Source organism: Mesorhizobium sp. W016, assembly GCF_054719485.1.
In genome coordinates, this window is the sequence record NZ_JBTTIF010000002.1 from 3,009,555 (window position 1) to 3,024,560 (window position 15,006).

At 63.5% G+C, this 15,006-nt stretch carries 11 protein-coding genes; 3 read left to right on the forward strand and 8 right to left on the reverse strand.

Annotation, left to right across the window (positions count from 1 at the left end; translation table 11 throughout):
- Nucleotides 1-146 precede the first annotated feature (146 nt).
- The 6 genes from ACYG9V_RS15060 to ACYG9V_RS15085 are packed head-to-tail and all read right to left on the reverse strand — an operon-like array spanning nt 147 to nt 4,959.
- Nucleotides 147-1,319, reverse strand: coding sequence for an arabinose transporter (locus tag ACYG9V_RS15060; protein WP_352764115.1), 1,173 nt, complete (start codon nt 1,317-1,319; stop codon nt 147-149).
- 38 nt (nt 1,320-1,357) lie between these two features.
- Nucleotides 1,358-1,792: a lipocalin-like domain-containing protein gene (locus tag ACYG9V_RS15065; RefSeq protein ID WP_023805027.1), complete on the reverse strand. Its 435-nt coding sequence runs from the start codon at nt 1,790-1,792 to the stop codon at nt 1,358-1,360.
- A 55-nt stretch (nt 1,793-1,847) separates the two neighbouring features.
- Nucleotides 1,848-2,864, reverse strand: a complete 1,017-nt coding sequence (locus tag ACYG9V_RS15070) for a zinc-dependent alcohol dehydrogenase family protein (protein WP_352499209.1) — start codon at nt 2,862-2,864, stop codon at nt 1,848-1,850.
- Between the two features lie 25 nt (nt 2,865-2,889).
- Nucleotides 2,890-3,285 carry a (R)-mandelonitrile lyase gene (locus ACYG9V_RS15075; protein WP_352499210.1) on the reverse strand — a complete coding sequence of 132 codons (396 nt, stop codon included), beginning with the start codon at nt 3,283-3,285 and terminating at the stop codon, nt 2,890-2,892.
- Nucleotides 3,286-3,304: 19 nt separating this feature from the next.
- Nucleotides 3,305-3,715, reverse strand: a complete 411-nt coding sequence (locus tag ACYG9V_RS15080; RefSeq protein ID WP_352499266.1) for a cyclophilin-like fold protein — start codon at nt 3,713-3,715, stop codon at nt 3,305-3,307.
- A gap of 53 nt (nt 3,716-3,768) precedes the next feature.
- Nucleotides 3,769-4,959, reverse strand: coding sequence for an MFS transporter (locus tag ACYG9V_RS15085; protein ID WP_352499211.1), 1,191 nt, complete (start codon nt 4,957-4,959; stop codon nt 3,769-3,771).
- A gap of 148 nt (nt 4,960-5,107) precedes the next feature.
- On the opposite strand from ACYG9V_RS15085, the gene ACYG9V_RS15090 reads away from it, so the two are divergent.
- A complete protein-coding gene (locus ACYG9V_RS15090; RefSeq protein WP_352764117.1) occupies nt 5,108-6,001 on the forward strand; it encodes a LysR family transcriptional regulator in 894 nt (297 codons plus the stop codon).
- A gap of 427 nt (nt 6,002-6,428) precedes the next feature.
- On the opposite strand, the gene ACYG9V_RS15095 is transcribed toward ACYG9V_RS15090, so the two are convergent.
- Nucleotides 6,429-7,637 (reverse strand): phospholipase D family protein, encoded by a 1,209-nt coding sequence (locus ACYG9V_RS15095; RefSeq protein WP_352499213.1) that lies wholly within the window; start codon nt 7,635-7,637, stop codon nt 6,429-6,431.
- A gap of 205 nt (nt 7,638-7,842) precedes the next feature.
- Complete coding sequence (locus ACYG9V_RS15100; RefSeq protein WP_352764120.1) at nt 7,843-12,081, reverse strand: sacsin N-terminal ATP-binding-like domain-containing protein; 4,239 nt, start codon at nt 12,079-12,081, stop codon at nt 7,843-7,845.
- Between the two features lie 240 nt (nt 12,082-12,321).
- On the opposite strand from ACYG9V_RS15100, the gene ACYG9V_RS15105 reads away from it, so the two are divergent.
- On the forward strand, nt 12,322-13,380 hold the full coding sequence (locus ACYG9V_RS15105; protein ID WP_352499215.1) for a LacI family DNA-binding transcriptional regulator: 1,059 nt from the start codon (nt 12,322-12,324) through the stop codon (nt 13,378-13,380).
- 69 nt (nt 13,381-13,449) lie between these two features.
- Nucleotides 13,450-14,688 carry an ABC transporter substrate-binding protein gene (locus tag ACYG9V_RS15110; protein ID WP_023824528.1) on the forward strand — a complete coding sequence of 413 codons (1,239 nt, stop codon included), beginning with the start codon at nt 13,450-13,452 and terminating at the stop codon, nt 14,686-14,688.
- Nucleotides 14,689-15,006: the final 318 nt, after the last annotated feature.

Genomic DNA, 15,006 nt, shown 5'->3' on the forward strand with positions numbered 1-15,006 from the left:
CCGAACTGTTGAATTTTGTTTCTGGAGTGTGTCTGGGCGGGGATTTGCCGGGCCTCGTTGACCCTTGCGGGGCAGGGGTTCAGCTTTGGTGGCAACCCGGAAACAGAATATGAGCGAACCTCATGCGGACGACGCCGGCGAGCTGTCTATAATGGAGCGCTACGGCGACCCAGCAGCAGAGCGATGCCCAACGCCGGAAGCGTCGCCGCCGCGACGGCGAAGAAGACGAATTGCAGCCCCGTCGACGCGGCGACCAGGCCGAGCGCCGGACTGCCGAAGCCGAGCGCCACGTCGAGGAAGACGGTGTAGAGTCCCATGGCCAGGCCGCGGCTGCGCGACGGAAGATGGCCTACGGCCTCGGCGCCGAGGCCGGGATAGACCAGCGAGTAGCCGAGGCCAGTCAGACCCGCTCCGATTGCGGCGACAACAGGCCCGGTCGCAAGCCAGATCAGCATCAGCCCTGCCGCCTCGACCGCGACGAAGATCACGGCGACGCGTGCGCCTCCAAGCCTGTCGGGCAGGTGGCCGAAGCACAGCCTTGCCACAATCAGAGACGCAGCATAGGCCGTGAAAGGAAGCCATACCGGCTGCCAGCCCCGCTCGGCGAAGAGCAGGGCGCCGAAGCCCAGAATAGCACCATAGCCGAGGCTGCTGAAAGCAGCTCCGACGCCAGGAAGCCAGACCGCTTTCGCCACGCTCCTCCATGACTGCGGCACGCTGCCCGCGGCGGCGCCGGTGTCGCGCATCGGCAGGATGGCAAGCAGCGTCGCCAGCGGCAGGATGATCGTCGCGAGTGCGATCGCGGTGAAACCGCTCGCTGCATAAAGCGCAGATCCGGCCGGCGCCCCTAGCGCGAGCGCCGCAAACATCGCCGTGCCCACCCAGGCTATGACTTTTCCGGAGTTCTGTCCGCCCGCAACGGAGAGGCCCCAGGCGACGCCGCCGGTTATGATGAAGCTCTCGGACGCGCCCAGTACCGCCCGTCCGGCGAACAGCGCCGATGCGGACGCTACCGGCCGGTCGAGCAATGCCAGCGAGCCGAGGTAAAATAACCCGGCAAGGGCAGCGGCAATGAGGCCGACGACGACGGCGCGCTTGCCGCCGCGTCCATCGGCATAGTTTCCAGCCCCGATGCGCGACAGCATCGAGGCGACGAACTGGCTGCCCGTCACCAGCCCGACTGCGAAGGGGCCGAAGCCGAGCTGCTGGTGAAGATGCAGCGGCAGGACGGGTAGCGCCAGTCCGATCAGCAGGAAGCCGGCGAAGACAGCCGCCATGATTGGCACCAGTTCCGCGATGACGCCATTTCGGTCTGACATCCGCGCCATTTTGGCCATCGGTAACTCAACTGTTCGGATCAGTAGCGTTCGTAGGTTACGCGCCAGCCTTCGGCCGGGTTGTCCGGCGTGAGGACCAGTTTGTTGTCCGAGACCTCGAATTTGCGTTTCATGCTCTTCCCGACAAGGTTGCGGACCAGGGAGGACTCGATCGTGATGACGAAAGTCTTGTCCTGGTCGTTGATGGCGACCGGCCCGTAATAGGCTTCGTAGCCATTCGCCGTGTAAGGCGTGTCCGGCGCCTTGGGGTCGGGGTTCTGCGCCTGCACCGAGAGGGTGCCGGCCTCGGTGAAGATGACCTGGCCGGAATAGGGCACGGGCTTCAGGTTTCCCTCGGCGCCGGCCTCCAGCGACGTCATGCGCCATGCGCCGATGATCGGAGGCTCTTGCGAGAAAGCTGGCGTGGCGACCGAAAGCGCAAGCGCAAGGGCGGCAATCTTCAATCTCATCGTCATATGTTGTCCCTTTTCTGAGTTGTGGGTGCGCACAGGCCGTCCGCCCGATCTTTGCTCACACCGAAAGCATGACCTTGATGGCGCGACGCTCGTCCATGGCGCGGTAGCCTTCAGCGACCTCGGCCAGCGGCAGCTTGAGGTCGAAGACCTTGCCGGGCTTGATCCGACCTTGCAGCACACGGTCCATCAGGTCGGGCAGGAAACGGCGCACCGGCGCCGGGCCGCCCAGCATTCGTTTCTGGCCGAAGAATAGTTTTTGGCCGTCGAAGTTCACGCCATGCGGCACGCCGACATAGCCGATGGTGCCGCCGGGGCGGGAGCAGGCCAGCGCCTGGTCGAAGGATTCTCCCGTGCCGACGCATTCCAGCACGGAGTCCGCGCCGACGCCCTTGGTGAGTTCCTTGATGCGGGCCACGCCTTCCTCGCCGCGCTCAGCGACGATGTCGGTGGCGCCGAACTCGCGGGCGAGTTTTTGGCGGCTGGCGTGCCGGCTCATGGCGATGATGCGCTCGGCGCCCATCTCCTTGGCCGCAAGCACGCCCATCAGGCCGACCGCACCGTCGCCGACCACCACCACCGTCGATCCTTCGCGGACCTCGGCTGCGTCGGCCGCATACCAGCCGGTGCCGAGCACATCGGACACAGCCAGCAGGTCAGGGATGAGGTCGGCCGGCGGTACCTCGGCGGTGGCGACCAGTGTGCCATCGGCCAGCGGTACGCGGGCGTAAGGCGCCTGCGCGCCCGACATGAACTCGCGCTGCACGCAAGACGACTGGAAGCCGAAGCGGCAATGCGGGCAGGTGTTGTCCGAGAGGCAGAACGAGCCGACGACGAACTGGCCGGGGCGGACCGTGCGCACCTCTGTGCCGACCTCGACGACGATGCCGCAATATTCGTGGCCCATATGCATAGGCCCGGCGACCGGCTGCAGCCCGCGATAGGGCCACAGGTCCGAGCCGCAGATGCAGCTTGCCGACAGCTTGATGATGGCGTCCGTCGGCCGCATGATTTTCGGATCGGCGATTTCCTCGCAGCGTATGTCGCCCGGTTTGTGAAGAACGGTTGCAAGCATGTTGGTTCCTTTCGAGAGGAGAAGATCAGGCGCCGTAGTCGGCGTCGCTGACATGTTCCAGCCAGTCCACGACCTTGCCGTCCTTGACCTCCTGGAGGGCAATGTGGGTCATGGCGGTCCGAGGCGACGCGCCGTGCCAGTGCTTTTCGCCGGGCGCGAACCAGACGACGTCGCCCGGACGGATTTCCTCGACCGGGCCACCTTCGCGCTGAACTCGGCCGAGGCCGGAGACGACGATCAGCGTCTGGCCGAGCGGATGCGTGTGCCAGGCGGTGCGGGCGCCGGGCTCGAAGGTCACCTGTGCGCCTTGAACCCGCTCGGCGTCGTAGGGATTGAAGAGCGGATCGATCCGCACCGTTCCGGTGAACCAGTCAGGCGGTCCCTTGCCGGAAGGCCTGGTGCCGGCGCGAAGAATGTCCATGGTGATCTCCTTTGCGTCCTCAAATGCGTTCGATGCGAAGCGGGGATTTGCCGCGAATGTGCAGGGCCTGCTCGCCCTCGTCGAAGCGGCCAAGCCTGATCAGCCCGGGATGGCGGTAGTCGGCGTAGAACATGGCCAGGTTGCCCCAGGGCATGAAATAGCACAGGTCGTAGGGCTGCTCGTCGGCGAACGGACCGCTTCCCTCCTCGGTCAGCTTGCGCGGCAGATAGGCGATCTTCTCGTTATGGGCGTAGTCCTCGATCTCGAGGTCGAGCGGCAGCATGGAGAAGAAGTCGCGCGCCGAGGGATTGTCGTAGAGCGTGGCGGTCATGGTGCGGCCGTTGAAAACCATCCTGATCTTCATGTCGGTGGGCTCCTGGCTGACGGGAGATTGGTCTTCCTGGCTGGCGGCTGTGCGAGGCAGGGTCATCGCGAGCGCCACGCCGAGCAATGTCCGGCGGCTGAGCGGCGCATGTTCGATCGTCACGGCAAAGACCTCCGGGCCATATGCGCTGCGGCAAGGGCGGCGAGCGCCGATCCGCAGAGCAGCACCGCGCCCAGAGTGAACGGTCCCCACCAGCCGACCGTATCGAACAGCGTGCCGCCGATCGCGGCGCCGCCGGTGATGGCGAGCTGGATGACGGCTACCTGCAACCCGCCGCCGGCCTCCGCGTCGTTCGGCAATGTTCGGCTGAGCCACGTGCCCCAACCGACCGGCGCGGCCATGCCGAAGAAGCCCCAGGCAACGAGCAGCAGCGCTGTGGGACCTGGGAGTGCACCGAAGGCGATGAGCGCGGCGGCCAGCGCAGCCATGACCAGCGGGATGACGGTGAGGATGCTGAACAGACGCGTGCGCAAAAGCCGGCCGACGCACCATGTGCCGAGCACCCCGGCCAGCCCCATCGCCAGCAGGACCGCCGAGAGGGCGGCGATGTCGAGCCGCGTGACGTTCTCGAGGAAGGGCCGCAGATAGGTGAAGAGCGCGAACTGGCCCATGAACAGCATCATGATCGAAGCCATGCCGGTGGCGACAGGAAGACGGCCGAGCAGCGTCAGCGGATTGCCGGCACGCTTCCGCCGGCGCGGCGGCAGCGCCGGCAGGCTTGTCCATTGCCAGGCCAGCGCCAGGAGGCCAAACGGCACGACGAGGAAGAAAGCGCCGCGCCAGCCGACATAGGCGCCGAGAAAACTGCCCAGCGGCGCGGCGATGGTGGCCGCAATGGCATTGCCGGCGTTCAGCATGGCGAGACCCTTCGGAACCATGTCTTGCGGCACGAGGCGCATGACGATCGCGGTCGACATCGACCAGAACCCGCCGATCGCGATGCCGAGCAGCGCCCGGCCGACCATGAGCAACGCGTAGTTCGGCGCGAAGGTGACAGCCAGACCGGACACGATGAGGAGGAGGGTGAAGCCGGTCACGACCAGTCGGCGGTCGATGTGGCGCGTGAGGCCGGCGACCAGCAGGCTGGTCACGACGGCGAAAGCGCCCGAAATCGAGATCGCCTGTCCCGCCCGGCCCTCGGTGATGCCGAGATCGGCCGCTAGCGGCGACAGCAGGCTGACCGGCATGAATTCCGACGCGATGAGCACGAAAACACACAGCGCCATCGACAACACCGCGCCCCATGCGGCGCGGTTTTCGACCAGCCTTGTGTCGTACGTGGTTTCCATGATTGGCATCCTGGCAAAGCGACCGGACGGATCGGCCGCAAATTCCCGTCGCTGCCAGAAGATATTGCAGGGGAACCCATTTAAGTAGACTAAGCAATCCGCATGGACTTATCTGCTCATGATATGAATGTCCGACGGGAGGTGCCCTATGCAGCGCGATGGCATGAAGGATCTGCTCTGGTTCGTGGCGGTCGCCCGGGAGCGCAGTTTCACCAGGGCGGCGGCCAAGCTCGGCACCTCGCAGTCGACCCTGAGTTCGACAATCAAGGAGCTTGAAGCTCGTCTTGGCGTCCGCCTGCTGACGCGTACGACGCGGAGCGTCTCTCCGACCGAGGCCGGCGAGCGACTTTTCCAATCTCTCGTTCCCCGCTTCGAGGAAATCGAATCCGACCTCGCAAGCCTGGTGCCGTTTCGCGACAAGCCCTCCGGAACGGTCCGCATCACCTTGTCCGACCATGCGCTCCAGACGACCGTCTGGCCGAAGCTCCAGCCCTTGCTCAACGACAATCCAGACGTGCGCGTCGAGCTCTACAGCGACAACGGCATGAAGAACATCGTGGAGGAGCGCTTCGATGCAGGCGTGCGGCTTGGTGAGAGCATCGACCGGGATATGATCGCAGTGCGCATCGGGCCGGATTGGAGGCTCGTGGCCGTGGCTTCGCCGGACTACTTTTCCCGCCATCCGGTTCCGACCGCGCCCCAGGACCTGGTCGATCATGACTGCATCAATATGCGGCAGGCGACGTTCGGCGGATTGTATGCCTGGGAATTCGCCAGGGATGGCCGCGACCTACGTGTGCGGGTGGAAGGCCAACTCACCTTCAATTCGTCCATTCCCATGATCGAGGCTGCGACAAGCGGTTTCGGGGTCGCCTACGTCCCGGAAAACCTCGTCAGCCACCACATCGCCGAGGGACGCCTCAGGCTCGTGCTTGACGACTGGAGCCCGCCATTTGCCGGCTATCACCTGTACTATCCGAGCAGGCGACAGCTCTCCCCTGCGATGGCGGTGATCATCGACGCGCTCCGCCATCGCATCTGACCGCAGGGACTGTTTGGATTGAAGCTGACATTGGCAAATGGCAGGTTCTACCCCCAGGCCTCTTTGACTTCTACGCTGCGGAAGGCTGCTTTGCGCCTGGTTGCTATCGTCCAGGTGGCCTTGGCATGTTCCTGAAAACTACCGGTCTGTTTAGATCGCAGCAGTGTCCATCACGGGGTGGATTCGAAAACGGGCGTGCCGCGGCCGTCAGCCCAGCGCCGGGCCGCGAGGGATCCTTGCCGGTGTATCGATGGAGGCCAGGCCAGTCTGGCTGATCGGCGTTGCCGATTGTTGATGAAGGACCGACGCTTTCGCGCCGATGGCGCTGACCTACGTTTTCAGCGGCGATGCGGCCATGCCGTGAATGGACGGGAAGGGCGCGTGGAAGCTCTGGGGCGAGCGGCGTCATTGGTAAGGCCCCCGGAGGTCAAGGTCGGTACAGCATAGCATCGAGCATTGCGGCTCGCCCTTCCCAGAGCTCGCCGTCTGCACCGTCCGGCTTGTCCACATTATACCAGTCGGCCGAGCGGATCACCTCGACGACGCGGTCCCAATAGTTTTCCAGACGAAGCGTCGACTTCGAAAACCCCATTTCCTTGGCAGCCAGTTCTAGATTTGGCTCGGATATGCAGAGGAAGACGTCAGGCCGCTTCATTGCCAGCAGCCTGGACGCCGTCGGCACCCCGCCGACCCGATGGGAGCTCCTGAACGCCTGCACGAACAGTGTTGCGAACCGATCGAAGTGATCTTTCGTCACCTCGCCTTTCTGCGGGATGCTATCGACGGCTCGGGCGAGGTAGGCGTCGTTTTCTTTGATCCGGTTCGCGAAGTCGCCCATCCCGCTCATTGATCCGAACCAGCCCCAGTCGCGATCCAGTTCCGGACTGGTCTTTTGATTCTTGCCGATGACGCCAGCGAGCGCCTTGCGTTGCTCCAACCCGAGGTTCTTGAATGACCGGACAGACGCAAGCCATGTCTGGGCGATCCTTAGGAGCTCCAGGCTATGATCGACGTTGTGGTATTGTGCCGTGTAAATTGCTTGAGAATAGTGGTTCCAGCCCATCGCGATCAAGCGAGAGGAGACGCCGTTAGACGAGAGCCTGGTCGTGCTAGAGAGCGGGTCGCGCGGCGCCTTGGGCAAGCGGGCTACTCGCTTGCAGCTCAATCTATACGTTTCCGCCAGCCGCTGTGTCACAGGTTCGCCGTACGTTGCGCTACGATTGGTGAATTTGAGTAGGTTCATGAGTGCGGGGTCGTGGATCGATCCGGTAAGTTCCACGACCGCCTCGAGGTTTTTCCCCATCCCGCCGCGGGTAAAGTTTGCGCTTCCAACGATCGCGGCGACACGTTCGTCTGAACGAAAACAATAGACCTTAGGATGATAGGTTCCATCGGCGAATTTGGTTGCGACATAGCAGTTGTCGAGGCCTATGAGGCCGTCAACGAGGTCAGGATCTGTCTGACTGAAAGCGATCCCAAAAGTGACATTGCGGAATTTGCCGGCGTTCTTGATCAGTTGCTCGGCCAGCGGAGTGTACGAACCCCACGCGACAGACCAGTGTAGTTCGTCATAGCTAGAGATCAGTCGCGATATGGCCCGGCTGGCCGCCGCGCTGTCTAGAAACGATACCTCCACGTCTCCCCCTTTATCTGTCGGCCGACGCCAGAATCTGGCCGGTCGCGGAAGCATAAGGCTAAGGATAGTACAGAGAGGTCAAGCTATATCCCTGTTGGGCCGTGAGCCGATTGCGAGTGGCCCGATCGACAGCAACACGTTTACAGTCGACCGGTCGCGGCATCGAGATGCTTCGCCAGGAGGGCGAGCGTATCTCCGTCAGGCTTCAGTTGGCGATTGCGTTGAGTTTGATGCGGTCGCGGTCGGGTATCTGGTCGATCCGCACCTCGCATTCGCGGGATAGCGCAGCCCTATACCGTACCGGGTCGACAACGATCGTGAGGTATGCCGAAGCGCGTCCCTGGGCGTCGAACGCGATCTGGTAGATGTAGTAGCGGCTGCGATTGCGCCGGGCCGAGGCCAGCTCATTTAGCGTCAGACGGACCGTCCCGGACTTGACTTCGATGAACCGAACTATCCGGCCCGCATGCTGCCTGGGATCGTCGATGAACGCTTGGCGATGCTCTTGCGTGGTGAAGCTCAGGCAATCACAGCCATAGGCGGCGTAGCCCTGAAGGCGCGATACCCGCAGCGGAAAACGACCTTCACTTTCCTCGAACAGCATTGCCCACTCCTCGGCATCGTTAGGTGCCTGAACATCCGCACGACGCTGCGGTGCACTCGGTATTCCGCCCACTCGAACAGCCACGGTCCAACCACCGCCCCCCCCATGGCCACCGGTGGTGTCAGACTCAAGCCGCGTTGAAACGACCGCAGAAGCCTTTGGCAGCATGACCGGAAATGCCGGCGGCGGTATCGGTGGTGCAAGCGGCGGTGTCGGTGCTCGGATCGGCTGGATTATCGGCGCCACGCCCGGCCCCGTCAGCACGCTGGCGGCAGGTGGCGGTACCGCGCTTGCAGGACTAGGAGCGATTGCCAGTGCTAGCGTCGCGGCATCAATTCCATAGGGCTCTTCCGGAATGGCGATCTCCGTCTCGATGGCGGCGATTAGCTTCTCGATCTCGTCTGGCGTCTGATTATCGAGCAGTCGCCGGAGCTGGAGCATCCGCAGTGCATTGCTGCCAGCCAGCAGCAGCTTCTCGAAGTCGTCTCCGCTTTGCAGTTCGAAGAGTTCCGCCAATCCGTCGCTCATCGCGGTCATCGCGCGCAGCTCGGTCTCTTCGCTCCCCTCGCTCGGATCGATGCAGATCAGCAGTGCGTCGCCGTCGAGCAGATATTTGCCGGGTTCGAGATGCCCGTCAAATAGGTTGGGCCCTAGGCTGAAAGCAACATCCGCCTCGAGCACGATCTTGAGCTCAAGCGTCTCAAGTCGCCGCAGGCGTGCGGTCTCGAACGAGTTGGCGAGGCGAAACGCTTTGATGAACGGAAGGCTGTCCTGAAAGCGGCTCCGGAGATGCGCGGCGTCCATCCCCTCATCCTCCACCAGCCGAGTGACCATCAGGCTGAAACTCTGCTTGCTCAGCGGAGCGACGCCGAAGCGCGCTTCGATCTCGATTGCGCTGCGGCGCGCTGGCAGGTCGAGCATGGCGAGATGTTCGCGCGCTGCCGCAGGGAAATTGTCTCGGTCGAGATAGAGCGCGGCCTCGGCTGGCGTCCAGCCGATCATACCGTTCTTGCGAATCTGAACTTTGCCGCTAGTCCGGAATCGCGAGGCGGCATCGATTGCTCGGGCGGGATCGAAGTCCTCGATCTGCAGCACCTGGCCATATAGTCGTCGGACTACCTCCGGGCCGGGATCGCGCTGCTCCAGTCCCTCAAGCAATCGGTAGATCTGGGCTTCGTTAAGGTCAGACAGCCTATCTGGAACCTGGGCATGGGCAAGGCCACGCTGCCAGACGGCCCGTGACACACCAAACTGCGATTCTTCCGCAGGTGTCGGGCGCAGAGGTGTCTTGAACAGCGCGGCGAGCGGGCCAGGCGAAATCATCGCATCGCGTGGTGCGACTCTCTCGCCGCCGGCTACAGCAAGCCAAGGCCGCGCAGCGAGGGCGTGCCGTACCAGATCGGGCAGTGGGCCGTGGTATGGCTTGTATTCGGCTCGGCCCGACTTTGCCCTAAAGCGCGTCAGGAACGGCTTGGCGCGGATGACATCGAACCGCTCGTCCTGGGCCAGCCATGCCAAGATCGCCACGCTGGGCGCGGTATCAAGAATACTGTCGAGGCCCGCGATCCAGTCAGTCTCCGCGGTGCAGGTCCAGGCCCAGCTCAGTTCCGCTCGCTCGATGTTGCGCTTGGTATTGTCCTGCGATACCTCAAACTGCGCCGGCAGCGCGTCAATGACTAATGGCCTGTACGCTATCGGCACGGGCTGTGAAACCGCCATGGGCCAGGAATGGACGCCGATCCAACGGAAGAAAGCAGCGAGCTCGTCGGTCCTCGCGATTATGCCAAGCGTCTCAGGGGCGGCGAGTAATCGACCAGAGTCCGAGGCATAGAGCGCCGAGAGGATAATACCGGTGTCGCCATAGGCCGCCGAGAGATGGGTCTTGGAGGCGTCTTGCCAGGCGCCGTTGGCGCAGGGCACTTCCGTTAGGCCTGTAGGGTAATAGGAGTCTCGCGCTACGGTCTGCCGCAGGCCGAATAGGGCTTGCAGCAATTCGCGGCGTACCCGGACGGGATCGACCTTGGCTCGCCTGAGCACTTCGCTGGCTTGGCGGCGTAGCGATGTGATGACTCCGGTGGCGCTGAATTCATTAATGCCAAAGGTGCTTAGCTTGTCGAACCGATCTCGCATGGCTCCGCCGAGCCCTGTGCTGACCTTCTGCCAGAGCTCGGGATGCAGGAATCTTGCCCTTGCCCAACGGGGGAGCGCGGGCGGACGACCGCTGGTAGGTGGAGGGAAGGACGTATTGTTGCGGGTAAGCGGACGCTCCTCAGTGTCAAGCAGGAGCGTTCGATCATGCAAATCGGCGGGCAGTGTTTTGGCAATGCCGACGATCGCCGTCGCCCGCTCGTCGAGAGTCATCGGCGCCTGTCGGAGAACCTGGACGATCTCGGCGTCCTTCAGCACGCCGACCTGCAGCCTTGTGATAACAGCACGGTCGGCCTCAGTCCGACCGAGGGCAAGCTTTGGGAAGAGGCGCGCCGGAAGATATCCGGCAAAGGCGGCGGGCTCGACCTTGGTTTCATCGGCACTCGCATAACCCCCACCGTTGGTCGGGACCAGAGGACGCGCCCTGGCCGCCTTGTAAACTAGCGCTTCGAACACCTGCAGCGCGTCTGGGAAGGCAGCCTGGCGAGCCAAAAGTGAAAGGGGGTCAGGTGCTTCGGGATCATCCCGCAGCGCTAACAGGAAATCGGCAAAAAAGTCTGCGAGCGCCGAAAGGACGCCTGCATTGAGCTCGGAGTCTGTGTTGAGCGTTTTGCGGCTGGAATCCAGTTCGAGCGTCGCATGGAAGAGCGCCGGGAAGGGGACTGCGACCTCGCTTGGAAAATAGCAGTGCAGCCGCCCAGCCGCGTTCGGTGCGTCGTGGCGGACCGCGATGGCGAGCTCATACGCGCGTAAGCTGCCGGGATACTCCGGGTCTGGTAATGCCCCACGCTTTCGGCCGCAGGTCCATTCTTGAATCGTGATTGTATCGCCTTCGGCGAGTTCGAGCACGTACCGGCCGGACGCGTCGAGATACTTAGTCCAGCGCCGTGGGCTGTCATCATCGACATACACTACGATCTGCTCGAGCGCCTCGACGAACAGTAGGAAGTCCGGGTGAAATTCGGCTAGTTGGTCGAGGGCGCGCTGGCGCGCCTTCTCATCTTCGAACGGTGCGGCGACCACCGTGTCATAGCCGTCAGCGCGGAGCGCACGTGCACGTTCCATCAGCCGCGAGAGCTTCGGATCATCGATCGCCGCGAGCGCCGGCCCCGCCACCGGAAAGGCAAGGATAGGAACGAGCGGCTTGCTACTGCGCGCCACAAGAGCGGCGATGCGTGCGTCCGACCGCGAGAGCGCCTCGACTTGGCCAGCGGCATGGCTACGAGAGAAGCCTATTTCGAGCGCGCCACTGGTGACAAATGGCTCTGACGACCAGTTAAGAAGGGCGCGGAACCCGAGGCCCTTCGCGCCAATCAGTGTCGCCTGCCGCTCGGGCTTGTCGCTCGTGTGCGCGGTCATCAGCGACCGAACCCCGCCTGCACGGAAAGGCATGCCCGTATTAGCGACGAACAGGCCCTCCCGAGCGATCTCGATCCGGATACGCCCATGGCCCCCTTGCTCGGCGGCCGCGTCAGCGGCATTCTGGACGAGTTCGAGCAACTCGCGCTTCGCATAATCGCGCGCGATCGAACGCTCTCCATTGGCATCGCGCTTGAGCCATTCCGGTTTAGCCCGATAGCCCTGCATGGTCTCCGACAAGCACGCGGCTATCCACGTATCCCAGGCATTAGAATCCTCCGGGCTAGACTCCTCGTTGAACGAATCTGGCGTGTGGATCGGTTGTATTGTCATACTCCGGATACTGATGAGCCGGGTGGGAACTTGCAAGCGACCGTGAGCTGGTCACTCGGAAATATTCGGGTCAGTTGTCCGTACCCCACCATCCCTCTTGCCATACTCAGATTCTCATCCTAGTCTCTCTCTGAGAAAACGTTTTCCCAAATCCCGCAGCATCCGCCGCCCATCTATATCGCCACTCTACAGACCAGTAAGAGAAAACCTTTTCCCAAACCGAGGACCGACACCCGAAATATGCCCTCCGACGTCTCGCCAGCACCCGCCAAACAACCAGTCACCCTGCGTGAAGTCGCGGCGATGGCTGGTGTCAGTGTGGCCACGGCCTCCAAGGCGCTGAACGGACAGGGGCGGATGACTGCCGAGACGCGCCAGCGCATTCGCGAGACGGCGCAGCGGCTCGGCTTTCGCCCCAACAGCCTGGCGCAGAGCCTGCTTCGGCGGCGCTCTTTTACCGTCGGCCTGTTGACCAACGATACCTACGGCCGCTTTTCGCTGCCGGTCATGTCGGGCATTTCGGATGCGCTGGTCGATGCCGGCGTCTCGGTGTTCCTGTGCAATGTCGAGGACGATCCGCGGCTGGCGCAGCTGCATGTCGAGGCGATGCTGGACAAGCGCATCGATGGCATCATCGCCAGCGGCAAGCGCATCGACCGCCATTTGCCGGTCGACCTCGCCAATCTCGGCGTGCCCGTCATCTACGCCTTCAGCCAGCCCGATCCCGATGCCATCGCCTTCGTCTCCGACGATGCCGGCGGCGCGCGGCTGGCGGTCGAGCATTTTTGCCGGCTCGGGCGGCGGCGCATCGCCCATGTCAGCGGTCCCGAAAGTTTTGCCGTGGTGAATGAGCGGGCACAGGCTTTTCGCGATGTGCTGGCCGCGCACGGCCTGCCGGTCACCGAGCCCTTGCTCGGCTCGTGGTCGGAAGCCTGGGGGCATGAAGCCGTCGGAAAGCTGTTCGACGGCCCAACGCTCTTCAACAAGAAGGGGGAGAAACCCGACGCCGTGTTCTGCGGCAACGACCAGATCGCGCGCGGCGTCATCGATGCGCTGCGCGAGCGCGGCTTAGGCGTGCCTGGCGATGTCGGCGTCATCGGCTTCGACAATTGGGAGATCGTGGCCGAGGCAACCCGCCCGCCGCTGACCTCGGTCGACATGAACCTGGCAGCGCTCGGCCGCGAGGCCGGCCTCACTCTGCTTTCGCTCGTCGGCGGCCAACCCGCCGCGCCGGGCATTCGAAAACTGCCGTGCCGGCTGGTGGTGCGTCAGTCATGCGGCCGTCCGCCGGACGGCTAGGAGAACGCGCGGCGCGATCCAAGAGCGCGCCGCAACAGGGAGGAGAACAGAACCATGAGGAGGAAAACCATGAAGACCGTGATTACCGGGTTCGCGCTCGCCGCGAGCATCATTGCCTTGCCTGCAATGGCCGCCGACACCGCCAACATCTGGGTTCGCGCCGACGGCTCGAACTTCATGCCGCGCATCGTCGATGCCTTCAACAAGGGCCATGAGAACCAGGTTAAGCTCGACATCATTCCCAATGCCGAGATCATCCCGAAATATGGCGCCGCCGCCGCCGGCGGCACGGCGCCCGACGCGCTGTCGCTCGACTTGATCTACACGCCGTCCTTTGCCGCCGCCGGCCAGCTCGAGGACATCACCGATTGGGCGAAATCGCTGCCTTATTTCGCCAGCCTGTCGCCGGCGCATGTCAAGACCGGCACCTACAAGGACCACATTTACGGGCTGCCGTTCTCGGCCGATGCCTCGGTGCTGATCTGGAACAAGAAATTGTTCAAGCAGGCGGGTCTCGATCCCGACAAGGGGCCGGCCAACTGGGCCGAGATCGAGGCCGATGCCGAGAAGGTCAATGCGCTTGGCGGCGACATCAAGGGCTTTTATTTCTCCGGCAATTGCGGCGGCTGCAATATCTTCACCTTCACGCCGCTGGTGTGGGCCTCGGGCGGCGACATCCTCTCCGAGGACGGCTCGAAGGCGACGCTGGACAGCCCGCAGCTGCGCGGCGCCATCGACCTCTACCGCTCGATGGTCAAGAAGGATCTGGTGCCGGCCGGCGCGCAGACCGACACCGGCGCCAATTTCTTTGCCGCCTTCGCCACCGGCAATATCGGCATTTCGCCGTCCGGCGCCTTCGCCATCGGCGCGCTCAACACGCAGTATCCGGATATCGACTATGGCGTCACTTTCCTGCCGGGCAAGGACAGCGGCTGGTCTTCGTTTGCCGGCGGCGACAATTTTGTCGTCACCAAGGGCACCAAGAAGCTCGCCGTGGTGAAGGAGTTTCTCGACTTCGCCTATTCGCTCGAAGGCCAGACCATCCTGGCCAAATACGGCAGCCTGCCGGTGCGCGGCGACATCGCCAAGGAGGCGCTGAAGGATCTCGATCCGCGCTACCAGATCGCCGCCGAAGCCATGGCCAAGGGCCGCACGCCCTATTCCGTGGTGTTCAACGACCTGATCAACTCGGCCAACGGTCCGTGGACGCAGATGATCAACGAGGTCGTCTTCGGCGACGACGTCGACGGCGCCATCGCCAATGCACAAGAGACCATGCAGTCGATCATCGACCAGGCGCAGAAATAAGGACTGGCCGGCGGCGAGGGCGGTGCAACGCCCTTGCCGTCGCGGGTCCTGATCCGGCCGCCCGGTCCGTCTCCCTGGACGGGCGGCCGGCGCTCCTTACCCTCCCCCTTGTGGGGAGGGTCGCTGCGAAGCAGCGGGGTGGGGGAGGTGTGTCCCACCGCCCTACGAGATCCAACGGAAGAGCAGCATGACCTCTGGCATTCTCAATCATCGCACCGACGCCCTACCTCTCCCTTGCGGGGAGGTCGGACCGCAGGTCCGGGTGGGAGGCCGGCGCCGCACCCCCACCCCGCTGCTGCGCAGCTACCCTCCCCACAA